Raw genomic sequence first — 23,262 nt, 5'->3', positions numbered from 1 at the left:
TCATTTAAACAAATGCTTTTAATAAAAAATTTTTTACTTAAGGAATAATTAACTACCCACACGGCAATAACTATATTAGTTTGACTTCAGGAGGGTTATCAATGAAAAACATAAGTCAATTAAATACGATATCAAATTTAGATAAGACTAGTATTAACATAGAAGACACAGCCGCTGTCAGTAAGTTCGCCCTAGATCTTGCCGCAAGGTTAAAAAGGTATGAAGTCAGCCCGGAATGCCCGAAGGTATTATTATGTATCGGCACCGACCGTTCCACCGGCGACTGTCTTGGACCCCTGGTCGGCAGCATTATCAATTCAGGTGAGCAAGACTTTTATATTGTCTACGGCACCTTGGAAAAGCCGATACACGCCAGCAACCTGCAGGAGACCATTGAAGAAATTAAGCTTAACCACCACGATCCTTTTGTTATTGCTATTGACGCGTCACTTGGCAAACTGGAAAATGTCGGTTGCGTGAATTTGGGAGACGGATCGCTGATTCCCGGCGCGGGTGTAAATAAAAATCTCCCGCCGGTAGGTCAAATCCATATTACCGGTATTGTGAACATCGGAGGATTTATGGAGTACCTGGTTCTTCAAAATACCAGGTTGAATTTAGTAATGAGAATCGCTGATGTCATAGCAAACGGACTTAAGAGAACCATTCCGGAGTATAAAAAAATTAACGCCTGGGGGATTTAAACCCAGGCGTTTTTTCTAGTATAACAGGATCAAGTAATCTTGTTCCCAGTATCAGAAAATGTTTCACGTGAAACATTTTCTTTTCCCAGCATCATCTCAATAATTCTTTTCAACTCATCTTTGCTGCGGTAATTTATTTCTAGCCTGCCGCCGCCACCGTCATTTTCTTTTAATTTTACAGTTGTTTCAAAATAATTCTTCAGTGCCGCCTCTATTTCTTGTACAAAATCCTTAATAACAACCCTGTCATTTAAAACTTTTTTTCCTGTTTCGTTTATATTTTTTGTCATCTTTTCCGCTTGGCGCACACTTAATTGTTGTTTTGAGATCTTTCTCGCGGCGGCCAATTGTTTTCCCGGCTCCCTTATCGCCAGCAGGGCCCTGGCGTGTCCTGCATTTAACTGTCCGTCAGCAAGCATATCCTTTATTTCAGACGGCAAATCCAAAAGCCTCACCATATTGGCCACAAAAGGCCTGCTTTTCCCTACCCTGCCGGAAACCTCATCCTGAGTCAGCCCATATTTTTTTATTAATTGCTGGTACGCTGTCGCTTCTTCTAAAGGATTCAAATCTTCACGCTGCACATTCTCAATTAGCGAAACTGCTATAGCCTCCAAATCCTCATACTTTTTGATTATAGCTGGAACAAGCTTGTAACCCAGGATCTTACAGGCCCGCCATCGTCTTTCCCCGGCGATTAATTCGTAACCGTCTTCTTTTAAGGGTCTTACCACCACCGGTTGTATAACACCATGCTCTTTAATCGAAGCGGCCAGTTCTGTCAGTTTTTCCTGATCAAACAACTGTCTCGCCTGATTGGGCGCTGGTTTAATATCTTCTATATTTATTTCTTTGTATTCCTCCTGGATTTCTTTTTGACCTTTGATAGTGCTTTCTATACTTGGAATCAAAGCCTCCAAACCTTTGCCAAGACCCCTGCGCTTACTCAATGCCGATCACTTCCTTAGCCAGATCATGATAAACTTCCGCGCCTTTTGAACGCTTGTCATATACCATAACCGGTTTGCCATGACTTGGCGCCTCGCTTAAACGAATATTTCTCGGCACTATAGCTCTATATACTTTATCCTTAAAGTGTTTTTTTACTTCATCAACTACCTGTATGGCTAAATTTGTTCTTCCGTCAAACATAGTCAACAGCACACCTTCTATGACCAGTTCCTTATTTAAATGCTTTTGCACCATACCGATAGTATTTAGTAGTTGTCCCAGCCCTTCCAGAGCATAGTATTCGCATTGTATCGGGATTATCAGCGACCCGGCTGCAGTTAAGGCGTTTAGCGTCAGCAAACCCAATGAAGGTGGGCAATCAATAAAAATAAAATCATATATTTCTTTAATTTTTTTCAAAGCTGTCCTTAAAATCTTCTCCCTGTCGGACACACTTACCAACTCGACTTCCGCTCCGGCAAGCTCTATAGTAGCCGGAACCAGGTCTAAACCTTCCACCGCACTTGGGACTATTATTCTTTCAATATCTAATTGATTAATTAAAACATCATAAATACAAAGCTCTATTTTTTCCTTATCAACACCTACACCGGTCGTCGCGTTTCCCTGGGGGTCGATGTCCACTAGCAATACTTTCTGCCCCATCAGGGAAAGCCATGCGCTTAGATTAACTGCCGTGGTTGTTTTGGCGACTCCCCCTTTCTGGTTGGCTATTGCGATAATTCTTCCCATTTTTCCACCCCCAGCATTGTTCCAGCAGAATAAACCTTATAATTCAACATTTTCTATTCTTGTTCCTGCCTTGAACAAAATGATCTTGAGGATAATTTTGAGGATGTTAATGTAACATAAGGCAGACGGCAAGCTTATCTTACTCGCCTGAAATCGGCTTTTTTACAGGTATGCCCGGGCGTCGGGGATATTTTTCAGGAGTTGGTTTAATTTTTTCAACAACCACTATATTTCTTTCATCACCAGTAATAGGTAAATTAAAGTTAACAATTTTATTGATTTTTCCTCCTAGTATAGTAATAGTTTTATCTATCCCAATTAACTCCTCGGCCAGTTTCGGCCCTTTCATCGCCAAAAAAAACCCGCCAATTTTAACTACCGGCAGGCAATATTCCGCTAAAACTCTAAACTCGGCAACAGCTCTCGCGGTAACGAGGTCGCAGTACTCTCTGTAACGAGGCATTTTCCCAATTTCTTCAGCTCTTGTGTGAATAGCGGATATGTTAATTAAATTCATATCCCTGATCACTTTCAGCAAAAAACCAACTTTTTTCGCCTGGGATTCAACCAGTATAACTTCAATTCCCGGGCGGCAAATCTTAAGAGGTATTCCAGGAAAACCAGCACCAGTACCGATATCTATCAATGTCATACCATCTTTAAATGAAACAGCTTTTAGGCAGGTAATAGAATCAATAAAATGTTTTATGGCAAATTCTTTCTCATCCTCTATTGATGTAATATTTTTTCTCTTATTTTCTTCTTTTATCATCCGGTAAAATAATTGAAAGTTTTCTAACTGGCTTTCCGTTATTTCAATATCTATTTCCTTTAAACCATTTTTGAGAGTCTTGAGCAGATTACCCATCCGACCACCTGTAATCTAAATTTATTATATTGACGAGCCCGTACATTTTTATGAGCTAATATGATCCCGTTGGCGTCTTTTATTTTGCTCCAGATAAATTAACAGCACGGAAAGGTCAGCCGGCGTAACTCCGGCAATCCTAGATGCTTGTCCTATTGACGCCGGTTTAATATTTTCCATTTTTTCTTTAGCCTCCATGGAAAGACCTTTCATCTTACCATAATCTAAATCAACAGGAAGTTTTTTTTCTTCCAAACGTTTAAAGCGTTCCGCCTGTGCCTGTTGTTTTTTTATATATCCCTCATATTTAACCTGAATCTTAACTTGCTCACGCACTTCTTCACTTAATTCAGGATGCTTTACAGGCAACATTAACAAGTTTTCATAATTAATTTCCGGCCGTCTTAACAACCCCGCCAGAGTGATTCCCTGCTGTGGCAGTTCCGCGCTTTTAATTTCATTTAATATTTTTTTAATTTTTTCCGACACCGGTACAACAGTATGCTCTAACCTTTCCTTCTCTTTCTCAACGAGCTCCTTCTTCCTAACATACGTTTTATACCTGTCAGACGATACCAAGCCAATTTTATGACCGATTTCAGTTAATCGCAAGTCGGCATTGTCCTGTCTCAAAAGCAGGCGGTATTCTGCTCTGGAGGTCAGCATGCGGTAAGGTTCATCTATCTCTTTAGTAACCAGGTCATCGATCATCACACCGATATAAGCCTGTGATCTATCTAAAATGAATGGTTCTTTTTCTTTCACATAAAGAGCGGCGTTAATACCGGCAACAATACCCTGCGCCGCTGCTTCTTCGTAGCCGGACGTGCCGTTCACCTGACCGGCCGAAAAAAGACCCGGTACGGCTTTCGTTTCTAACGACAGCTTTAACTGGCCCGGGATAATATAATCATATTCAATGGCATAGCCCGCTCTCATCATTTCCACCTTCTCCAGACCCGGCAAAGTGCGCAGCAAAGCCAGTTGAACATCTTCGGGCAGGCTTGTGGACATGCCCTGTACATACATTTCAGCGGTATCTTTTCCCTCAGGCTCGATAAAAACCTGATGAGCAGGCTTATCCGAAAAACGTACTACTTTTGTTTCGATAGAAGGACAATAACGCGGTCCCTGGCTCATAATCACGCCTGTATATAACGGCGACCGGTATAAGTTCTCTCTGATTAATCTATGGGTTTCCTCAGTGGTGTAAGTAAGCCAACAAGGCAATTGTTCCCTGATAACCGGAGGAGAAATAAATGAAAACTGTTTTATTCTTTCATCTCCCGGCTGAATGGACATACGCGTAAAATCAATGCTATTCTTATCAACTCTTGGTGGTGTCCCGGTTTTAAAGCGATTCATTTTTATGCCTAGTTCACTCAAACTGCCTGATAGTCCAATAGATGGGAACTGCCCGTTGGGACCACCCGGAAAAGAAAGATCTCCAATAAAAATTTTTCCTTTTAAATAAGTGCCTGTTGTTAAAACAATAGCTTTTGCCGTAAACACAGCCCCTGTATTGGTTGACACCCCGCAAACTTTTCCATTTTTTACAAGTAGACGCTCGACCAGTGCTTGCTTTAGATCCAGATTCGGTTGCCTCTCAAGCGCCTGCTTCATCCCTGCTTGATAACATTTCTTATCCGTCTGGGCGCGCAAAGCCTGAACAGCCGGCCCTTTACCGGTATTTAACAGGCGCATTTGTATAGACGCCCGGTCTGTATTCAAGCCTATCTCCCCACCCAGCGCGTCGACTTCCCGCACCAGGTGCCCCTTAGCCGGCCCGCCTACTGCCGGGTTGCATGGCATCAGCGCAACGTTGTCCATATTCAACGTGACAACCAGCGTCCGGCAACCCATCCTCGCGGAAGCAAGGCCTGCTTCACAGCCGGCGTGTCCCGCGCCAACTATAACAACATCATAATTTCCCGCAAAATAATCCATCATTCCGCCTCATTTACCAACACAAAAATCACTAAAAATCCTGTCAATTAAATCTTCGCTAACGGACGCCCCGGTAATTTCCCCCAATGCTTCCCATGCGTCGCGCAGGTCAATCGCGACTATGTCCACCGGTACCATTTTTTTAATTGACGCAATTGCCTCGTTTAAATGAAATGATGCTTTTTCCAACGCTGCTTTATGCCGTATGTTGGTAACCATAAAGCCGTCAGAAGTATTAATCTTTCCACATAGCGCCAAATCAGCTATCAAATTTTCCAACTCCGAAAGTCCGGTCCCATGTTCTGCTGATACCCAGATTACCGGCCTTGTGCCGGCATGCTCTTTTAATACTTCTTTATCTATTTTTCTATCTTTTAAATCGATTTTATTGATGACAACCAGGCATTTCTTTTCTTCCGCCAATGCCAATACGTCAAGATCTTGCCGCGACAACTCTTCCGACGCGTCAAGGACCGTTAGAACAAGATCAGCCCGCTCAGCGGCCTCCCTTGTACGCTCTACACCAATCTTTTCAACTAAATCCTCAGTCTCCCGCAGCCCCGCCGTATCAATAATCCGTAATGGAATTCCCCTTATATTGATAATTTCCTCAATAACATCCCTGGTTGTTCCCGGCACATCTGTAACTATTGCCCTCTTTTCCTTTAATAGCGCATTTAACAAGGAAGACTTACCGACATTCGGCTTGCCGATAATCGCCGCCCTGATGCCATCCCGATAAATAATCCCCGCTTCCGCGCCATCAATCAAAATTTTTATTTGTTCCACCAACACTTCACCAGCGCAAATAATATCTTTACTTGTTGCTTCTTCCAAATCTTCTTCCGGAAAGTCAATATTCACTTCCACTTGCGCTAATATTCCAAGTAATTTATCTTGTATTTCATAAATCTTCTTAGATAAATCACCTTTTAGTTGAGAAACAGCCAGTTTTAACCCAGTTTCTGTTTTCGACCTAATTAAGTCAATAATTGATTCAGCTTGAGCCAAGTCCAACCTGCCGTTCAAAAAAGCTCTCTTGCTGAATTCACCAGGCCCGGCCAGTCTTACTCCTTCCTTCAATACTAGCTCAAGCGTTTTTCTCAAGGGAACTATTCCGCCATGACAATTTATTTCTACTATATCTTCCCTTGTATAAGAATGCGGCGCTTTCATATAGCAAAAAAGCGCTTCATCTACAACTTCACCCGCCAGATCGTCGTAGACATGCCCATAAATCATCTTATGGCTTTTTAGCTCTTTTAAATTAACGCTTTTTGCTTTAAAAATTTTTTTTGATACTTTTAATGCTTCCGTGCCGCTGATTCTAACAATTCCTATACCGCCTTCGCCTAAAGGTGTTGAAATAGCGGCAATTGTATCTTCCAGCAAAACAACCACCTTCCGCTAAAATTTATATATTCCCTTGGTAATACATAAGCGGCGATTATGAGGTCTAATTCAAATAGCTGGTATTTATTTATAAACCCAGCGTTCCATTTAGCCCGCTGGGTTTATAATTATTTTTTAGGGGATATAATAATTTTACGATAAGGTTCGTCACCTTCACTGAAAGTGTATATATCATCTCTTCCCTGCAAAGCGGTATGAATAATTCTTCTTTCCTGCGAACTCATCGGTTCCAAAACAACGCTTCTTCCTCGCTGTCTGGCTTTATTAGCCAGTTTTAAAGCAAGTTTTTGCAGTGTTTCCTCTCTTCTGTTACGATAACCTTCCACATCAATAATTATTTTTCTTCTAACTTCCTGATTTTTATTCACTGAAAGATTTATCAAAAATTGCAGCGCGTCCAGTGTCTCGCCCCTTCTGCCAATTAATATGCCCAATTCCGGGCCTTTCATATTTATAGTAATAAATTCTTTTCTTTCCACAACATCCAAATCAACCCGCAGATCCATACTTTTAATAATGTCCTTTAGCAAATCGACGGCTTTCTCTTTTGCCCCTTCTTTAAAAACTACTTTTACCTTTGCCGGTTTTGCTCCAAATAGCCCTAAAATCCCTTTTGAAGGTTCTTCAATTACTTCCACTTCCACATCATCTATGGATACGCCCAGATCTTGAAGAGCCTGTCCAACAGCCTCTTCAACTGTTTTGCCAGTTTTTTCAATAACCTTCACCTTCCGCTAGCTCCCTCCTTTACCGGCATAGTCTGTTTATTAATAAAATACTGTTGTATTCCGCCAACCACGTTAAAAACAACCCAATACAGGGCAAGACCCGCAGGGACAGTTGCTGATATCCAGACAATGAAAACAGGCATAAAATACAGCATTGTCCGCTGTGTGGGATCCGTCATGGAAGTAGTCATTTTTGACTGAAGAAAAGTAGTGATACCGGCCAGGACCGGCAAAATATAATAAGGATCCCGATCACTTAAATTTTGCACCCAAAAAAAACTCGCATGCGCTTGATTAATGAAATCAAACCTGTATAACGACCTGTACAACGCAATTAATATCGGCAACTGCACCAACAATGGCAAACAACCGGCCATTGGACTGGCGTTATTTTCCTTGTATAAATCCATAATCATCTGCTGCATCTTTTTCGGATCTTTATTCTTCCATTTTTCCTGTATCTCTTTTACCTTCGGCTGCAGCCTTTGCATTACCACCATTGATTTCATCTGCTTCTGCGTTAAAGGATAAAGAGCCATTTTAACAATAATAGTTAATAAAATAATTGCCAAACCATAATTGGGTATACCAATCTGTCCAGTCAACTGATATAGCCAATTCAGCAAATAAGTCATACCAGCAATTAAAGAATTAAATATTTCCAATCCCCATGCCTCCCTAATAATGCCCGTTTACCTTTCATCAGCACTAGCATGATTTTATACAACCAAGCCCAACTTATACCGGATCATATCCACCAGGATGAAAAGGATGACATTTCATAATTCTTTTAACTGCCATAAAGGAGCCTTTAATTATTCCATACTTTTGCACAGCTTGCAAAGCATAATGTGAGCAAGTCGGGTAAAAACGGCAGGTAGGCATTTTTAGAGGCGATATAACCACTTGATAAAAACGAATCAACAGAATTAACAATTTCCTCATGCTTACCCTCTGCAAGAATTAATATTTCTCAACAGTTTCAACAAACTTTCTTCAACCTGTTGATACTTTTGTCCCACTATAGCATTACGCGCCAGTAAAACATAATCAAAGCCAATTGGAAATCTATTTAAATTTAAACGGCAGGCTTCCTTGAACAATCGTCTTACCCTGTTTCTCTTAATCGCATTTCCAATTTTTTTACTCACTGTAAAGCCAAACCGGCTGGTTTCCAAATTATTAACCAAAAAAAATAAAACTAGATAACGGTCAGCCACTGATTTTCCATAATTATATACTTTCTTATAATCCTTATTTTTTTGTATTTTATTAAAAACAGCCATTAATTCTCCTGCTATCTAATATATCCAATTATAAACACCAACTATACTCTTAAATACTATGATAGCTAGAAAGGCCACTTTGATATGCAGCGGCCTTACGCAGATAATCTCTTTCTCCCTTTAAATCTCCTTCTTTTCAAAACATTTCTTCCAGATCGGGTAGCCATTCTCTTAATAAATCCATGTAGCTTTTTGTGCTTGCGCGACTTCGGCTGGTAAGTACGTTTCATGCTATTACACCCCCTTTTTTAATTGGATAAAAAAGCAAAATGCCGTTATAATTAGGCACACACTACCAATTATATAGTAATGACCTTTCAACGTCAAGAATTACTATAAAGAGAGAAAAGCCTAGAAAAAATATATATTGACTAAATAAAGTAAATTTTGGTATGATAAATAAGTCATTGAAAAATACAATAATTATTTATCAAGTATATATTACATTTAAAAGTATCTTATTTAAACCTTCAAAAGGTCTCTTCAAAACAGGGAGAGAATTTTTGGGGTTTAATTTTCTTTCTTTAATTTTAATATATAATTTTTCTTTATGGAGGTAACCAGGAGTTAATTATGATTAAAAGTGAAGTCCAAGATCTTTGGGATCAATCACTAAAAATACTGCAAAAAAAAATAAACAAGTATTCCTTTGAGACTTTGCTTAAATCACTTAAACCGCTTGGATGCCATGAAAATACAATTATTATTGAAGCCCCCAGTTATTTTACACGCGATTGGCTCAAAGACCGGTATGCTCCTTTGATTAAAGAAGTTTTTCAAAGTATCTTAAATAAAGATATTGATGTGAAGTTTCTTATATCCAGTGAAATTTTCGACATAAATTCCTCCAATAAAAAACAAAACGATAAAAATATTGATGAATTATCTTCAACACATTTTAACCCAAAGTATAGTTTTAAAAATTTTGTCATTGGCAACGGCAACCGTTTTGCTCATGCCGCTTGTCTCGCAGTGGCTGAATCGCCTTCAAAAGCCTATAACCCTTTATTCATATATGGTGGCGCCGGACTTGGCAAAACTCATTTAATGCAGGCTATCGGCTGGTTTATTCTAGAAAATCATAATAGAATGAAAGTTTCTTATGTAACATCCGAAAAATTTACAAATGAATTAATTAATTCCATTAGAGATTATAACACAAACGATTTTAGAAATAAATACCGCAGTATGGATATCCTGCTTGTTGACGATATACAATTTTTAGCTGGAAAAGAAAGCACGCAAGAAGAATTTTTCCACACATTCAACTCTCTCTATGAAGACAACAGACAAATTATCATATCTAGTGACCGCCCGCCGAAAGAAATACCAACCCTGGAAGATCGTCTCCGCTCCCGCTTCGAATGGGGTTTAATAACTGATATTCAAGCCCCCGATCTGGAGACCCGTATTGCCATTTTAAGAAAAAAAGGTCAATTAGAAAACCTGCATGTACCAGACGACACTATTTCTTATATAGCGGACAAGATTCAATCCAATATTCGTGTCCTTGAGGGAGCGTTAATCAGAGTAGTCGCTTACGCTTCTTTATATAACGAAGAAATAAGCCCGGAACTGGCGGCAAAAGTGCTCAAAGATATACTGCCTCCCGAAAAACCCACTGAAATAACAGTGGAATTAATTCAACAAGTTGTTTCCAAATATTATAGTCTTCGCCAGGAAGATTTTAAGGCTAAGCGAAGAACCAGCGCTATATCTTATCCCCGCCAAATAGCCATGTATCTGACTAAAGAACTAACCGACTTGTCCTTGCCTAAAATAGGCGAATTTTTTGGAGGCCGCGATCATACTACCGTACTGCACGCATGTAATAAAATAAGCAATAAGTTACAAGAGGATTACACTTTACAGAACATTATCACTGAATTAATTAAACAAATAAAAAACAGTTGATAAATAAATCTGTTATTTTATTGTATACTGTGGATAAATTTTTTCGGTAATAAATTTTCTCTCAAAGTTATCTTTTTTTTTAAACAGCTTTTTTTCTAGAAGCGCCTTCATGGAACCTACATATCCACATAATAACAACTCCTACTACTATTATTTAAAAATAAATAATGTTAATTTTATATTATTAATATTAATCAGGAGTGGAAAAATGCGTTTAATCAGCAGCAAGGAAGACCTTTTATTCGCTGTCCAGACAGCTCAACGCGCCGTGTCATTAAAAAGCCCCTTGCCAATCCTTTCAGGAATCAAATTTGAGACACAAGATGATCTGCTTATTACGACAGCCACAGACTTGGAAGTGGGAATCAAATGTTCTGTTAAAGCTAGTGTTTTTGAACAAGGTTCGGCGGTCTTACCAGCTAAATACATCTCTGAGCTAATCAGGCGATTGCCAGATATCCCAATTCTTTTTAATTCAGATCCTGCAACGGGAAGCATGACCATTAAATACGGCGAGTCAGAAACTAATATCAACGGCTTTCCGGTAGAGGAATTTCCTGACGTGTCATTACCTTCGTGTGATAATAATTTTGATATTAAGGAAAATATTTTCAGGGATGCTATAAGACAAATTATTTTTGCTGTTGGCACAGATGAAAACAGGCCGGTATTCACAGGTGTCATGCTTGAAGTAAAAAACGGACAAATGCAGATGGTGGCTACTGATACACATCGCCTAGCTTGGCGTAAGGTCGATCTGGATAACTACAATAGCTCTGATATAACTGTAATTGTTCCAGGTAAAACTTTAAATGAGTTAAGTAGAATTATCGGTAGACCGGAGCAGTCAGTTCAAGTTAAGATCACAGAAAATCAAGTTCTTTTCTCCAGTGAAAACTTATCTTTTATTTCACGTTTAATTAACGGAAAATTCCCTCACTATCGCCAAGTAATTCCAAAAGAGTTGGTGGCGAAGGTTCGTTTAAAAACAAGGGAATTGTCAGAAGCAACGGAAAGAGCCGCTTTACTGGCAACAGAGGGCTCATCTGCGATCAAACTTGATATACAAGATAATATTTTGGTTATTTCAGCTAATGCAGTAGCCGGGCGGGTTTATGAAGAAATTCCAGCTTATTATGAAGGTGAACCAATGCAAGTTGCTTTCAACGCCTATTATTTAAGTGAATTATTAAAAGCGATCGGGAATGAAGAAATTGACATTGAATTTGCCGGTCCGCTCAGTCCGGGAATATTTAGGCCGGTTGGTGATGAAGGATATTTTTCTTTACTCCTGCCCGTGCGTATAAAAGAGGAATGACAGAATGACCCTAAGGTAAGCATTCCGTAATATTGAAATAACCTGATAATGGTGACTTATATCTATTGAATAACTGTGAACTGAGGAGTGTTAAACTCTTGCGCCTTCAGCGATTGGAGTTGACAAATTTTCGTAATTACCTCCACGGGAATATAGAACCCGGCTTTTCTCTAAATGTTTTAAACGGAGACAACGCGCAAGGAAAAACAAATATTTTGGAATCGATTTATTTGGCTTGTACGGGCAAGTCATTTCGTACAATAAAAGAAAGCGAGATAATTAACTGGCAGTGTGATTTTTCATTAATAAGCTGTTTATTTGAATCCGCCGGGCGTGAATTGGATTTAAAAATATTGCTGACACCCGGACAGAAAAAAATAAAGGTTAATGGCGCGTTAGCCCGCGGTTATCCTCTTGGATGGCCGGGCGTAGTATTGTTTACGCCGGACGACCTGGTTATTGTCAAAGGATCGCCGCAGGAAAGACGACGTTTTTTAGATTTGGAAATTGGCCCTTTAAATCACCAGTATGGACATTACCTGATCCGTTACCAGCGGGTTCTGACCCAACGTAATAATTTGCTGCGTGAGATCAGGGACAAGAAATGCGATAGTGAATCACTGCAAACCTGGAACGAACAATTTTGCCAATACGGATCGAAAATAATTTTTCTAAGAATAGCCTTATTAAAAAAAGTAAACCCTGTTATAAAAAATATTTACCGGGAGTTAACAGGGGGAGTGGAAGAGATTGGTATACGGTACCTCTCTTCTTTAAGGATCGATAACATAACAAGCGAGCAAGAAATTATTAATCATTTTAATGTTGAGCTGTCAGCTGTGAAAAACGAGGAGATCGCGCGTGGGCAGTCATTAATCGGGCCGCACCGGGATGATCTTGTTTTTTTAATTAACAAGAAAGAAGCTAAGGTATACGGATCTCAGGGACAGCAACGCACGATAGTGTTGGTTTTAAAATTAGCGCAAATTCAAATGTGGAATAATGAAATTGGCGAATATCCAATTTTGCTGCTTGATGATGTGTTGTTTGAACTGGATCATGCCAGACAAAATGCTTTATTTTGTAAAATTAAGGATAACGTACAGACTTTCATTACGTCTAATATAGTTAAAGATATAGGTACGGGACATAATCTTAATAAAAAGCTTTTTATTGTTCGTGAGGGAAAAATAATTAATTAAATAAAGGAGGCTTTATTATGTTCTTACATATTGGAGCTGACGTGGTAGTGCCAAAGAAAGATATTATTGCTATCTTGGAAATAAATACGAAGTCGTCAGCAATCACCAAAGAATTTCTTGAAATTGCTCAAGATGAAGGCTTCATAGAACATGTATCTGGAAATAACAAAGAAAAATCCTACATAATTACCACGGATAAAATTTATTTTTCACCTATCTCATGTACAACGTTGAAGAAAAGGTCAGACAGTATTATTGATGAGTGATCATTTGTAGGAATGAATCTATTGGTTCAAATACGCCCAAAATATGTCCTTTTTGGATGCAACTTGAGGGTTAAGCGCCCGCGTGTTATAATATTATTTGGTTTTAGTCTAATAAAGGAGTTGTTCTGGCATTGAATGGACATGACAATAACAACGGGTATGGAGCTGAAGAAATTCAAGTCCTGGAGGGACTTGAGGCCGTACGGCGCCGGCCCGGCATGTATATTGGGAGCACCAGTGCCAGAGGTCTTCACCATCTGGTATACGAGGTTGTGGATAACAGTATTGACGAGGCGATGGCAGGTTATTGCGACCGGATAGAAGTCATTATCAACGATGACAACTCGGTAACTGTTATTGATAATGGCCGGGGGATACCGGTTGGCATACAACCGAAAGTTGGCCGTCCCGCGGTTGAGGTAGCGTTGACAATGCTGCATGCCGGCGGTAAATTTGGCGGGGGAGGCTACAAAGTATCAGGTGGGTTGCACGGCGTAGGGGTTTCCGTGGTGAACGCCCTTTCCGAGTGGCTGGAAGTTGAAGTAAGAAGAGAAGGAAATATTTACTGGCAGAAGTATGAACGTGGCGTACCTGTAACAGAATTGGAAATAATCGGGCAAAGTGAAGTCGATGGAACAAAAGTTACTTTTAAACCTGACCCCGATATTTTTGAAGAGCTTGAATATAGTTACGATACCCTTTGCCAGCGTTTAAGAGAACTCTCTTTCTTAAACAAGGGAATTAAGATAATACTGACAGATAAACGTACCGAACAAGAAGTAATTTTCCAGCATGACGGCGGTATCATTGATTTTGTCAAGTATCTAAATAAAAATAAAACCCCGTTGCATACTCAGCCAATTTATTTTCAAATACAGAAAGATGATATACTCGTAGAAATATCTTTGCAATATACAGATTCATATACGGAAAATATTCTTTCTTATGCTAACAATATCAACACCATCGACGGCGGAACACATGAAGCGGGATTTAAAGCTTCGTTGACCAGGGTGGTTAATGACTATGGCCGTAAATATAATGTCCTAAAAAACGGTAACAGCAACCTGTCGGGGGAGGATATCAGGGAAGGTCTCACGGCGGTAATCAGTGTAAAGGTGCCGGAGCCGCAGTTTGAGGGACAAACTAAAACCAAATTGGGTAACAGCGAAGTAAGAAGTACTGTAGATCAAGTAGTTGCCGAAGGATTAAGCGCTTTTCTTGAGGAAAACCCTCAGATCAGCAAGCGGATTCTGGAAAAAGCGATTAACTCTTCAAGAGCCAGGGAAGCGGCCCGGAAAGCGAGAGAATTGACCAGGCGAAAAACCGCTCTGGAAAGCTCCACCCTGCCGGGTAAGCTAGCCGACTGTTCTGATAAGGACCCGTCTATTTCAGAATTATATCTTGTCGAGGGGGACTCCGCGGGCGGTTCGGCTAAGCAAGGGCGGGACAGGCGCTTCCAGGCGATCCTCCCTTTAAGGGGTAAAATTTTAAATGTGGAGAAAGCGCGTCTGGACAAAATCCTGGCCAACGAAGAAATCAGGGCGATGATTACCGCTCTCGGTACCGGTGTAGGGGAAGATTTTGATATCAGCAAGGCCAGGTACCACAAATTGATTCTGATGTCTGACGCGGATGTTGACGGGGCGCATATCAGAACGCTATTGCTCACTTTCTTTTACCGCTACATGAGGCCGTTGATTGAAGCCGGTTACGTTTTTATCGCCCAGCCTCCACTGTACAGAGTTAAAAAAGGTAAAAAAGACGTTTACGTTTATAATGACGCTGAATTGGAAAAGTTGTTGGAACAAATCGGCCGGGACGGAGTGAATATTCAAAGATATAAAGGTCTTGGCGAAATGGATGCCGGGCAATTATGGGACACTACCATGGACCCGGATACACGGACAGTGTTGCAGGTAGACATGACGGACGCGATAGAGGCGGACGCCGTTTTCTCAATGCTGATGGGCGACCGTGTGGAGCCGCGGCGTGACTTTATCCTGGAAAACGCTTTGGATGTAAGAAACTTGGATATATAAGGTGTTGTTCCAAAAGTGAATATCTCTTAGAAGTGAGACCCCTGCATGTACGCAGGGGTTTTATTTAATTAAAATAAGGTTGAATGAAAATTTTAAGAAAGACCTGAAAAAATTAAGAATTATCGATATAATATCTTTGTTATCTTTTAATCCACTTAAGCGGGATTTTTATTCAAAAATTATATAAAAAATTAAGCTTTATTTTTTAAGATATTGAAATTTAAATAAAAACAACATGTATAAGTATTATTCCACCTTATTAATACTTGACAGTATTGATTTGTTGTGGTAGTAATGTTAAAATTTAATAGAAGAATATTAGATTTCTGTAGATGTATTGTTGACTTAATGATTACAAAAATTTAAGATCACCAAAGATTTTTTATATAATTAAAGTTGACAATTAGTTATTTGACTAATTGTCAACTTGGGCGGTAATTAAATGACGTTAGGAACAATAATTAGAAAAGCCCGCGAAGAAAAAAAGCTCACTCAAACGGAGCTCGGAATAAAAATAGGGGTATCAAAATATGAAATAAGTCGATATGAAAACGATAGCAGAGTTCCTAGGGCAAAAAAAATTCGTACCCTCGCAGAGTCTTTGGGTATAAATATTGAGGATTTGCTCGAGTCATTAATTGAAATTGACGATTTGATAAAATGGGGTCGAGTCTATGGCAGGCCACGGGAATTTGTTTACATACCAATGTATCAAAATAGAATTAATTCTGATGATGTTAGTTATACTTTAGAATCACTTGGAGCGGTCGTTGCTGCAGGAGCTAATTTGTCCAAGGGTCAATACATATGGGTAGCAAATGTAGAGGGCTGCAGATGGATAAAACGCGGTACTCGACTTCTTGTGTATAAGACGAGTAAAGTGTGTAAGGGTGATTTAGCGGCTTTTTTGCTCTGTGACGACTGGATTTGGGTCGGTGAAGTGACAGAATTAAACGGTGAACTTCATTTGTGTTTTATTTTTAACGGAGAAGAGGAGTTTTTAAATATTGAACGGGTTCGCCTTCTGGGTAAGATAGTACATTTGGCGTTAGACCTATAGAGGCCTCGTTAATTGATATGAGATAAATAGTAGTCAGAGAGGATTTTTTTACTTGCGGTAGGATAGATCTAAGGAATGCTCTACTTTTTACCGGTAATTAAATAAAAACTAAAATTAATAATAAAAACCCCTTCCCATAAACGAACATATGTTCTATAATTATATAAAAGACTTTATGCCGGAAAAAGTTTAGAAGCTTTAGGCGTCATCCTAACGGCAACCCAAAGAGGTGTTTTTAAGTGTGACAAACGTAATAGACAAATGGCCAATAGCAGGAGTGCTACTTTACAAGAAGCAAAAAAGTGAAATTGCTAATCTCCTGTTAAAATTTTTTCAATTAAAAAGTGCGCTTTCTGATATTAAAGGAATCGAAGGAGAAGAGAGTATTGCGAGCATTGTACCAACTCATCTGAGAGAGAATGAAGATATTTGGCTTTGTTTGTTTTTAACTGACCAACCAAATGAAGTACTCGTCGTTCCGTTAAACTGTATTAAAAACTCAAACAGTCAACTCTTGGATAGCGAACTAAATTATGATTTAAAAAATATTAGGGGTAAGATTACCCAGCCGTGGACTCCTTTATCCGGTTATAATAACTACACTTTTTCTAGCCGTAATAAGGGATTGACGCCACGTGCTCAGGTTATATGTTTAAGTCGCTCAATCACTGAAATAAATTTTTTTCATGACGTGTATGTTAAGAAAGAAAACCAGAAAGCTGTCGATGACAGTATTAAAATTTTCTTCGGCGGAACGGAAAAAACTCAACGTTGGAGAGAAGAATTATTGTCTAAAGCCCTAGAAAATTTAGGAGACCTGCAATTTGAAAGGGCTATAGAAGAATTTGAAGAGAAATTGCTCAATGAAAACTAGTCACTATTCGAATCTACTCAAAGACTTCCTGATAACGGTATTATCTTGCCTAGCATAGTAGAAGACTTAGGAAATGTGATGGACGAAGAAACAAAAAAATTTTTGGTGTCGTCGAAGAATGTCGAGATCTTTGCTTCGAAAAATTTAATCAAGGAGTTTGACTATTCGCTTCCGGGAAGTGGCGTTTGGAAAGCTATAGAGAGAGAATTAAACGCGTCAATAATTTGTCACCTGCGAAGAAGTCGAAACATAGTTAACGACGATCCGTGGGTCACTTTAAGACATCACTCGGAGGAAGTTAACATATTCACGAATGCAAAGGGACGCAAAGTTAACTTAAATAGGCGAGAAAAGTCGGGATCGCCACAGTTAGGAGGCGTCATGTTGGGCGAAATCGCACATATATTACTGTTTGGCGATCACAATGGCGTAAACGATGACTTTGACGCTGTCGGGCTAACGCCCGAAATGGTTGAATTCCTTATGTGTGAATTGCCCAAAAATATTATAAAAGTCAGCAGCTTTAGAAATAAAAATGCTCACATTTCAGCTATGTCTAAAAAAGATTATTTCCATCTTTCAAAACTAGTTCTCGGTGATGAAGATGAACCAAAAAAATCTTTGTTGGGCAGAATCCTTTCTCTTAAGCAAGAGCTTTCTAGTATACGTTAAGCCGCTGATAAAATCAAGAGGAGAAACTGTTCCACGTTTTATGAAATCTGACTTTTATTGATTTCAATGAATGCGCAAAGGTTTTTCATCGGGCAACGAAGGCATTTCGGTTTACTAAAAGTACAAACGAGGGCGGCAAAGTCTAAAAGAGCCCAGTTAAACTCGCGAAAATTCTTTTTTGGCAAAAGTTTTCGCGAAGCTTCCCAAAGCACGGAATATCTGCGTGTACCTGTAAGGCCATGAGATATTCCGAAGAATCTGGACAAAATTCTTTCTACATTAGTGTCTAAAATCGCTTCTCTCTTGCCGTACGCGAAACATAGAACGGCGGAGGCTGTGTACGGGCCAACTCCAGGTAAATTTAGGATGGCCTTCTTGTCAGTCGGCGGTTTACCGCCATATTCTGCAACTAAAACTCTAGCGAATTCTTTAATAAGTTTAGCTCTTTTTACCAAACCCAAGGGATATATTATTTTTTCTATATCGTCTGTTTGAGCATCTGCTAAAGCCTGTGCTGTGGGTTATTTTTCTATCATGACGCGATATGCGTGGACTGCTTTGTAAGCTGCAGTCTTTTGCAGAAGTAGTTCCGACAAAATGACCTCATAAGAGTTTAGCGTTTTTCTCCACGGGAAATCTCGTTTGCTTTTTTGCCACCATTTTCGAAGTCTGACCTGAAACGCGCGTTTTTTTGGTAAATCTAGCATCTTATCTTACTCACCACCTAACAGTACCTAATCAAAATAGTAGCACATATATTTCATTTTGTGAGAGGAGAACTAAAAAAAATGGTTCGGTGTTTAACAAATCGGATATTAAAAAAGAAACCAACGGTTCTTAGTATGTTCAGTGGTTGTGGAGGTCTTGACCTCGGATTTGTCCAAGCTGGCTTCGACATCGTATGGGCTAACGACATTAATCCGGATGCTTGCTTAACTTATCGCCAAAACATCGGAAAGATCAACGAAGGTGACATTTTTACGTTTAACATACCAGAAATAGATGGCCTGGACGTGCTGACAGCTGGATTCCCGTGCCAGCCGTTTTCGAACGCTGGGAAGAGATTAGGTGTTAACGACTCTAGGGGGCGGCTCTTCGAAGTATGCCTCCGGTACGTTGACGTATTGCGACCAAAGATAGTGATGTTTGAAAACGTGCGTGGATTGTTAACCATACGAAATCAAAACGGCGTTAGACTTATCGAGGATATCTGCTCCAGTTTAACTGACAGCGGTTATGAGGTGCATTTTAAACTGGTTAACGCGGCAAGCTACGGAGTTCCGCAAAACAGACTAAGAATAATCATTGTAGCTGTAGCGAAAAACTTCAAAGAACGAGATTTCCGTTTCCCCTCGCCTGTAATCGGAGCGGATTTGACCCTGGGGTCTTGCCTTAATGTTTCACCTGAAACCCCAAACCAAAATGATCTTTTAAAACTAAACCCCCAAGCGGTGTATCTTGGAAGCCTAGTTCCAGAAGGTGGATCTTGGAAGGACATTCCATACGACTTGTTGCCGGATCGGCTAAAAAGGATTAGGGACAACATGAGAAAATATCGTTGGCCAAATTTTTACAGAAGGTTTGCGCGAAACGAAGTGGCTGGAACAGTTACTGCAGCATTTAAGCCGGAAAACGCCGGCGTCTGGCATCCCATCGAAGACCGTGTGCTATCGGCACGTGAGATTGCAAGAATACAGTCTTTTCCGGATACATTTGTATTCCGAGGTAGCAGTGTGAAAGCAATCTACGAGATGATAGGCAATGCTGTTGCGCCAAGGCTAGCTAAAGCGTTTGCCGATATGTTTTTACATATTTTAGAGGGTCGCCAAGAAATGATTGGAGCGCCTCTTATACAATATTCAAAATTGAATTTAAATAAGAAGCCAATTAGGCCTGGAGACCCCGAGATATTATTTGACTACCCGCCAGAAAAAAGAAACGTTAAAGAGTTAATCCGTTATGAGAATCTGGAACTAAATTTCGAAGTTGTAGGTGAAGCTTAATGACTCTTTTATATTTTTCCAGCGAAACCATATTAAATAACTTTAAGTCTTTAAATCTTAGAGAAGAGCAAAGATATGGAAAGACGAATCTTGAACGGACAACGGCTTTCGGTGCTTTTTTTTCTTTGGACATAACTCAGAAAATAGTTGGAAATTCGGTAGTAGACCTACACCCGAAACGTTCGAGAGATGGGCGAATTACACCACGAAAAATTATGACCGCCAAATACGTAGATCTGTTCATGCCATCTCTTAGACAAGAAGACAAAGATTTAGTAGTGAGGGAATTTGGCGTCACACATGTCGATGGGGAAAATGCTAGGAGCTTTTTAAGTAAGGCTTTTAGTAGCAATTTCTTGACACAACCTTTAAAAAAAGCTTCTGTCGCGGCCAGCCCGATACCATATCCTAGTAGCCGCCCGGCTCCAATTATGATTTTGGGTGTTGGTCCTGATAAGTGGAGTGCAGGGAAGCATCCGAATTGGAAATCTAACCTTTTAAAATTTATGGAAATTCGTGAATGTGGAAATGATTTTTTTCCGTTAATTGTGTACTTATTAAGATTCCGTGATTTAAGCCCACATGTTTCTTCCAACTTTTCAACGGGTCTTCTTTTGGCTCTCGGCGAGTTTTTGACTGAAGAATTAAGTGAATATTTAATAGAGAATTCGACCGCAAGCCAGCATGACTGGAGGGAGGAAGGCCTGTTAACTAACGAAATGCCAGTTGTAGATTTCAGGTCTATTGCGGACAATGCCGAAAATGAGATGCTAGTTGACCTCGGATCTCTTATGAACAATGTTGAAATAGAAGATGTCCAAGAAGAAACTAATGATACTGACGTAGAATGGCCGAACCCAGATGACGTAGTTGGAAATCCGCCATTTAACGTAGAGGTCATTCGTCGTATATTGGCGGCGTTGCAAAGTGGAAGTCACCTCATATTAATCGGACCCCCCGGAACGGGAAAAACGACTTTGGCTAAACGCATTGCTGAGAGGTGTAAAGGAAACTCTTATAAGCTTTATACCGCAACTTCCGACTGGACTACGCACGAAGTCATAGGTGGGTACATGCCGGACCTGAAACGACCTGAAAGATTAACTTTTTCTCCCGGCTTAGTCACGCGTGCATTAAGTGACAACGAGTGGCTCATCATAGACGAAATTAACCGGTCTGATGTTGACAAAGCATTCGGAGAGCTGTTTACCTTCCTCGCGGGTAAGGATGTGGTTTTGCCCCAAAGCTTCCAAGAATATAACGATGCGGGAGATCCCATTGGGCGTACAAAGAAAATAGTTCTCAAAGTTGAAAATGACAAAGATTACGAAGAAGAGGAATATGTGGTCTATGAGAAAAAGGATGATTGGAGAATTATGGGAACCATGAATACGTTCGACAAGGCGGCCCTTTACCAATTGTCTTACGCATTCATGAGACGATTCGCGTTCGTAGAGGTTCCTGCGCCCTCGCCAGAAGAATGTAGGGATATTATTAATAGCACAATAACCTTGTCTGCAGCGGAAGGTGCTTCTCAACCTGAGGATAACACCTTGTGGGTACAAATTACAGAGTTACTGCTACGGGTGTTCGCGGACGAAACTACAGGCTTACACGCCATCAACAAACCTGTAGGCGCGTCAATTCCTCTGGACGTTATAAATTATTTGAAAACCAGAATACATTTTGAGGCAAATGAGGTTAATGACGCCAGATTTTTAACGTTAGAAGCTGTGGAAATGTTCTTATTTCCACAGTTCGAATCACAGCGGAAAGAACATAAATTTCTCTTTGAAAAACTTGCTGACGCTCTAAATATTGAACAACCAAATGATAGAGATAAGCTAGACCGAAGCTTAAGTTCTTGGACTGGGGCCATTCCCGCGGGTGAAACGAGGTAAAATGAGTAGGAGTTTTGTATATACGCCGGAGCATTGGGAATCTGAAGTAAAGCGGTACTTGTTTGCTCGTCTCGATTCCTTATGGAAGAACTTGCCCGGAAACGAAAACGAAATATTAGACTTTCTCCAGGCCCTAACCTTGTCTCCTAACGACATTGAATGGTTAGCCCTTTTATACCATATCTCGCGAACTGAAGGAGCACAACAGTTTCTCGTCGAGGAGGCGCCTGGAAAACTTTCTTCGCTGACCCGAGCCAGAGAATCACGTCTATTACGTGACAGGAAGCCTAGGGGGCGAATTTTATGGGAAAGGACAATTATCGAACGAAGGTGGCGCCGTGACAATCAAGTATTCGTGCTTGACTGCCCTTCTAAAACACCGAACACCCCGGAAAATATGTTACTCAAGTTATACGTCGAAGAAGTCTTCAATAAGGCGAGGTCATATCGCGGGCGAGAGACCGAAGACATACGTTTGCTGTCCGAGATATTAGTTTCATGCGAAGAAATGCTCTCTTCTACATATTTGAAAAACATTACAACGACAACGGAAGCCACGGCTAGAATGATCGCGCAAACCTCCCGCAATCGGCGTAAATTGTATGCTCGTCTACATGAGTTATGGGTCGAGTACGAGAAGGCCATACTTCAAAGAGACCTGAAAGCTATAAAGGAAATGTTGGCTGTTGGCTGGCTTGCACCGTTATTGAAAAGAAATACAGACTATCTTTTCGAGTTATTCGTTTTGGTTAGCGTCATTAATTCCGTTGAAGAATTTGTCTTTAGTAGATCCGCTCTTACTAAAAAATCAAGATTTGGTCTCGTGCGAAGAGATGGTTCACGTCTAGTGGCGATAATTGAGGGTGACAATTGGGTTGGAGAAGTTAGTTTCAACCGTTCACCTGAAAACCTATTCGATGTAGGTGTGACTGGAAGCCTATATAAAACTCTTTTAAATCTTTACAATGGCTTGTCTGGTACGTCCAGAAGACCTGATGTTGCTGTCCGAATTAAAGTTCGCGAGAATTCTAAAGAGATTCGATTAATTGTAGAAGTTAAAAACACCGAACCCGAATCCAGCTATAGCAGCGACAGCTTGTACAAGGCTATAGGTTACTTGAAAGATTTTGAATCAATTTGGAAAATGAACGATCAAAAACCCAAAATAGTGCTTACGTTTCCTTACGGTATTTCCCCGCAATATGTCAATGCCGAAGATTGGCTAAACCAGGACATCGCAATAATTTCAGGAGATATTTCTACGTGGTTCTTGAGGATTCTTAATAAGATAACAGTTAATATTTTACGGTAATTATAACCATAATTTTTTATTAACAACTAACAAGTGTATTATATTTAT

The 23,262-nt window shown here is 40.1% G+C and carries 22 protein-coding genes and 1 pseudogene; 12 read left to right on the top strand and 11 right to left on the bottom strand.

Annotated elements, in window-relative coordinates; translation table 11 throughout:
* Positions 1 to 101: 101 nt before the first annotated feature.
* Positions 102 to 704 carry a spore protease YyaC gene (yyaC, locus tag L7E55_RS05195; protein ID WP_277442997.1) on the top strand — a complete coding sequence of 201 codons (603 nt, stop codon included), beginning with the start codon at positions 102 to 104 and terminating at the stop codon, positions 702 to 704.
* Between the two features lie 29 nt (positions 705 to 733).
* On the opposite strand, the gene L7E55_RS05190 is transcribed toward yyaC, so the two are convergent.
* The 10 genes from L7E55_RS05190 to rpmH all read right to left on the bottom strand — a co-directional run bounded on the left by L7E55_RS05190 (position 734) and on the right by rpmH (position 8,880).
* Positions 734 to 1,654, bottom strand: a complete 921-nt coding sequence (locus tag L7E55_RS05190; protein ID WP_277442996.1) for a ParB/RepB/Spo0J family partition protein — start codon at positions 1,652 to 1,654, stop codon at positions 734 to 736.
* The gene (locus L7E55_RS05185) at positions 1,647 to 2,408 is read right to left on the bottom strand and encodes a ParA family protein (protein ID WP_277442995.1); all 762 of its coding nucleotides are present in this window, start codon (positions 2,406 to 2,408) and stop codon (positions 1,647 to 1,649) included. Before L7E55_RS05185 ends, L7E55_RS05190 begins: the two co-directional genes overlap by 8 nt.
* Before the next feature lie 139 nt (positions 2,409 to 2,547).
* Positions 2,548 to 3,276: a 16S rRNA (guanine(527)-N(7))-methyltransferase RsmG gene (rsmG, locus tag L7E55_RS05180; RefSeq protein WP_277442994.1), complete on the bottom strand. Its 729-nt coding sequence runs from the start codon at positions 3,274 to 3,276 to the stop codon at positions 2,548 to 2,550.
* A 48-nt stretch (positions 3,277 to 3,324) separates the two neighbouring features.
* The gene (gene mnmG / locus L7E55_RS05175) at positions 3,325 to 5,223 is read right to left on the bottom strand and encodes a tRNA uridine-5-carboxymethylaminomethyl(34) synthesis enzyme MnmG (protein WP_277443019.1); all 1,899 of its coding nucleotides are present in this window, start codon (positions 5,221 to 5,223) and stop codon (positions 3,325 to 3,327) included.
* A 9-nt stretch (positions 5,224 to 5,232) separates the two neighbouring features.
* Entirely contained in the window at positions 5,233 to 6,615 is a 1,383-nt protein-coding gene (gene mnmE / locus L7E55_RS05170) for a tRNA uridine-5-carboxymethylaminomethyl(34) synthesis GTPase MnmE (protein WP_277442993.1), read from the bottom strand.
* Positions 6,616 to 6,743: 128 nt separating this feature from the next.
* Complete coding sequence (jag, locus tag L7E55_RS05165) at positions 6,744 to 7,364, bottom strand: RNA-binding cell elongation regulator Jag/EloR (protein ID WP_277442992.1); 621 nt, start codon at positions 7,362 to 7,364, stop codon at positions 6,744 to 6,746.
* Positions 7,361 to 7,999: a YidC/Oxa1 family membrane protein insertase gene (locus tag L7E55_RS05160; protein WP_277443018.1), complete on the bottom strand. Its 639-nt coding sequence runs from the start codon at positions 7,997 to 7,999 to the stop codon at positions 7,361 to 7,363. Before L7E55_RS05160 ends, jag begins: the two co-directional genes overlap by 4 nt.
* Before the next feature lie 103 nt (positions 8,000 to 8,102).
* On the bottom strand, positions 8,103 to 8,309 hold the full coding sequence (yidD, locus tag L7E55_RS05155; RefSeq protein WP_277442991.1) for a membrane protein insertion efficiency factor YidD: 207 nt from the start codon (positions 8,307 to 8,309) through the stop codon (positions 8,103 to 8,105).
* Positions 8,310 to 8,311: 2 nt separating this feature from the next.
* Positions 8,312 to 8,650 (bottom strand): ribonuclease P protein component, encoded by a 339-nt coding sequence (gene rnpA / locus L7E55_RS05150; protein ID WP_277442990.1) that lies wholly within the window; start codon positions 8,648 to 8,650, stop codon positions 8,312 to 8,314.
* A 95-nt stretch (positions 8,651 to 8,745) separates the two neighbouring features.
* Entirely contained in the window at positions 8,746 to 8,880 is a 135-nt protein-coding gene (gene rpmH / locus L7E55_RS05145; protein ID WP_277442989.1) for a 50S ribosomal protein L34, read from the bottom strand.
* Between the two features lie 346 nt (positions 8,881 to 9,226).
* Between rpmH and dnaA the strand changes: the two genes are divergently transcribed.
* The 8 genes from dnaA (at position 9,227) to L7E55_RS05105 (ending at position 17,998) form a co-directional block, all read left to right on the top strand.
* Entirely contained in the window at positions 9,227 to 10,564 is a 1,338-nt protein-coding gene (gene dnaA / locus L7E55_RS05140) for a chromosomal replication initiator protein DnaA (RefSeq protein ID WP_277443017.1), read from the top strand.
* A gap of 208 nt (positions 10,565 to 10,772) precedes the next feature.
* Positions 10,773 to 11,882, top strand: coding sequence for a DNA polymerase III subunit beta (gene dnaN / locus L7E55_RS05135; RefSeq protein ID WP_277442988.1), 1,110 nt, complete (start codon positions 10,773 to 10,775; stop codon positions 11,880 to 11,882).
* 98 nt (positions 11,883 to 11,980) lie between these two features.
* Positions 11,981 to 13,084: a DNA replication/repair protein RecF gene (gene recF, locus L7E55_RS05130; RefSeq protein ID WP_277442987.1), complete on the top strand. Its 1,104-nt coding sequence runs from the start codon at positions 11,981 to 11,983 to the stop codon at positions 13,082 to 13,084.
* A 17-nt stretch (positions 13,085 to 13,101) separates the two neighbouring features.
* Positions 13,102 to 13,350, top strand: coding sequence for an extracellular matrix regulator RemB (gene remB, locus L7E55_RS05125; RefSeq protein ID WP_277442986.1), 249 nt, complete (start codon positions 13,102 to 13,104; stop codon positions 13,348 to 13,350).
* Positions 13,351 to 13,481: 131 nt separating this feature from the next.
* The gene (gene gyrB / locus L7E55_RS05120; RefSeq protein WP_277442985.1) at positions 13,482 to 15,392 is read left to right on the top strand and encodes a DNA topoisomerase (ATP-hydrolyzing) subunit B; all 1,911 of its coding nucleotides are present in this window, start codon (positions 13,482 to 13,484) and stop codon (positions 15,390 to 15,392) included.
* Positions 15,393 to 15,834: 442 nt separating this feature from the next.
* Positions 15,835 to 16,452: a helix-turn-helix domain-containing protein gene (locus L7E55_RS05115; RefSeq protein ID WP_277442984.1), complete on the top strand. Its 618-nt coding sequence runs from the start codon at positions 15,835 to 15,837 to the stop codon at positions 16,450 to 16,452.
* 241 nt (positions 16,453 to 16,693) lie between these two features.
* Positions 16,694 to 17,326 carry a hypothetical protein gene (locus L7E55_RS05110; RefSeq protein WP_277442983.1) on the top strand — a complete coding sequence of 211 codons (633 nt, stop codon included), beginning with the start codon at positions 16,694 to 16,696 and terminating at the stop codon, positions 17,324 to 17,326.
* A 381-nt stretch (positions 17,327 to 17,707) separates the two neighbouring features.
* The gene (locus L7E55_RS05105) at positions 17,708 to 17,998 is read left to right on the top strand and encodes a hypothetical protein (protein WP_277442982.1); all 291 of its coding nucleotides are present in this window, start codon (positions 17,708 to 17,710) and stop codon (positions 17,996 to 17,998) included.
* 38 nt (positions 17,999 to 18,036) lie between these two features.
* On the opposite strand, the pseudogene L7E55_RS17680 reads toward L7E55_RS05105, so the two are convergent.
* Positions 18,037 to 18,507: pseudogene (locus L7E55_RS17680) on the bottom strand (HhH-GPD family protein); the annotation flags it as partial.
* A gap of 279 nt (positions 18,508 to 18,786) precedes the next feature.
* On the opposite strand from L7E55_RS17680, the gene L7E55_RS05100 reads away from it, so the two are divergent.
* Genes L7E55_RS05100 through L7E55_RS05090 form a run of 3 tightly spaced genes read left to right on the top strand, consistent with a single transcriptional unit; the run spans position 18,787 to position 23,214 of the window.
* On the top strand, positions 18,787 to 20,001 hold the full coding sequence (locus L7E55_RS05100) for a DNA cytosine methyltransferase (protein WP_277442981.1): 1,215 nt from the start codon (positions 18,787 to 18,789) through the stop codon (positions 19,999 to 20,001).
* Entirely contained in the window at positions 20,001 to 21,902 is a 1,902-nt protein-coding gene (locus L7E55_RS05095) for an AAA family ATPase (RefSeq protein WP_277442980.1), read from the top strand. Before L7E55_RS05100 ends, L7E55_RS05095 begins: the two co-directional genes overlap by 1 nt.
* On the top strand, positions 21,889 to 23,214 hold the full coding sequence (locus L7E55_RS05090; RefSeq protein WP_277442979.1) for a hypothetical protein: 1,326 nt from the start codon (positions 21,889 to 21,891) through the stop codon (positions 23,212 to 23,214). The genes L7E55_RS05095 and L7E55_RS05090 overlap by 14 nt, the downstream gene beginning before the upstream one ends.
* Positions 23,215 to 23,262: the final 48 nt, after the last annotated feature.

The sequence above is a fragment of the Pelotomaculum isophthalicicum JI genome (assembly GCF_029478095.1).
GTDB lineage: Bacteria > Bacillota > Desulfotomaculia > Desulfotomaculales > Pelotomaculaceae > Pelotomaculum_D > Pelotomaculum_D isophthalicicum.
This window is presented reverse-complemented; position numbering and strand designations above follow the sequence as displayed.

Excerpts from the sequence above, each read along its gene's own strand:
- yyaC (WP_277442997.1), top strand. The coding sequence starts at position 102 with ATGAAAAACATAAGTCAATTAAATACGATATCAAATTTAGATAAGACT.
- L7E55_RS05185 (WP_277442995.1), bottom strand. The coding sequence starts at position 2,408 with ATGGGAAGAATTATCGCAATAGCCAACCAGAAAGGGGGAGTCGCCAAA.
- rsmG (WP_277442994.1), bottom strand. The coding sequence starts at position 3,276 with ATGGGTAATCTGCTCAAGACTCTCAAAAATGGTTTAAAGGAAATAGAT.
- mnmG (WP_277443019.1), bottom strand. The coding sequence starts at position 5,223 with ATGGATTATTTTGCGGGAAATTATGATGTTGTTATAGTTGGCGCGGGA.
- L7E55_RS05160 (WP_277443018.1), bottom strand. The coding sequence starts at position 7,999 with ATGACTTATTTGCTGAATTGGCTATATCAGTTGACTGGACAGATTGGT.
- yidD (WP_277442991.1), bottom strand. The coding sequence starts at position 8,309 with ATGAGGAAATTGTTAATTCTGTTGATTCGTTTTTATCAAGTGGTTATA.
- rnpA (WP_277442990.1), bottom strand. The coding sequence starts at position 8,650 with ATGGCTGTTTTTAATAAAATACAAAAAAATAAGGATTATAAGAAAGTA.
- rpmH (WP_277442989.1), bottom strand. The coding sequence starts at position 8,880 with ATGAAACGTACTTACCAGCCGAAGTCGCGCAAGCACAAAAAGCTACAT.
- dnaN (WP_277442988.1), top strand. The coding sequence starts at position 10,773 with ATGCGTTTAATCAGCAGCAAGGAAGACCTTTTATTCGCTGTCCAGACA.
- remB (WP_277442986.1), top strand. The coding sequence starts at position 13,102 with ATGTTCTTACATATTGGAGCTGACGTGGTAGTGCCAAAGAAAGATATT.
- L7E55_RS05115 (WP_277442984.1), top strand. The coding sequence starts at position 15,835 with ATGACGTTAGGAACAATAATTAGAAAAGCCCGCGAAGAAAAAAAGCTC.
- L7E55_RS05105 (WP_277442982.1), top strand. The coding sequence starts at position 17,708 with ATGTTGGGCGAAATCGCACATATATTACTGTTTGGCGATCACAATGGC.
- L7E55_RS05100 (WP_277442981.1), top strand. The coding sequence starts at position 18,787 with ATGGTTCGGTGTTTAACAAATCGGATATTAAAAAAGAAACCAACGGTT.
- L7E55_RS05095 (WP_277442980.1), top strand. The coding sequence starts at position 20,001 with ATGACTCTTTTATATTTTTCCAGCGAAACCATATTAAATAACTTTAAG.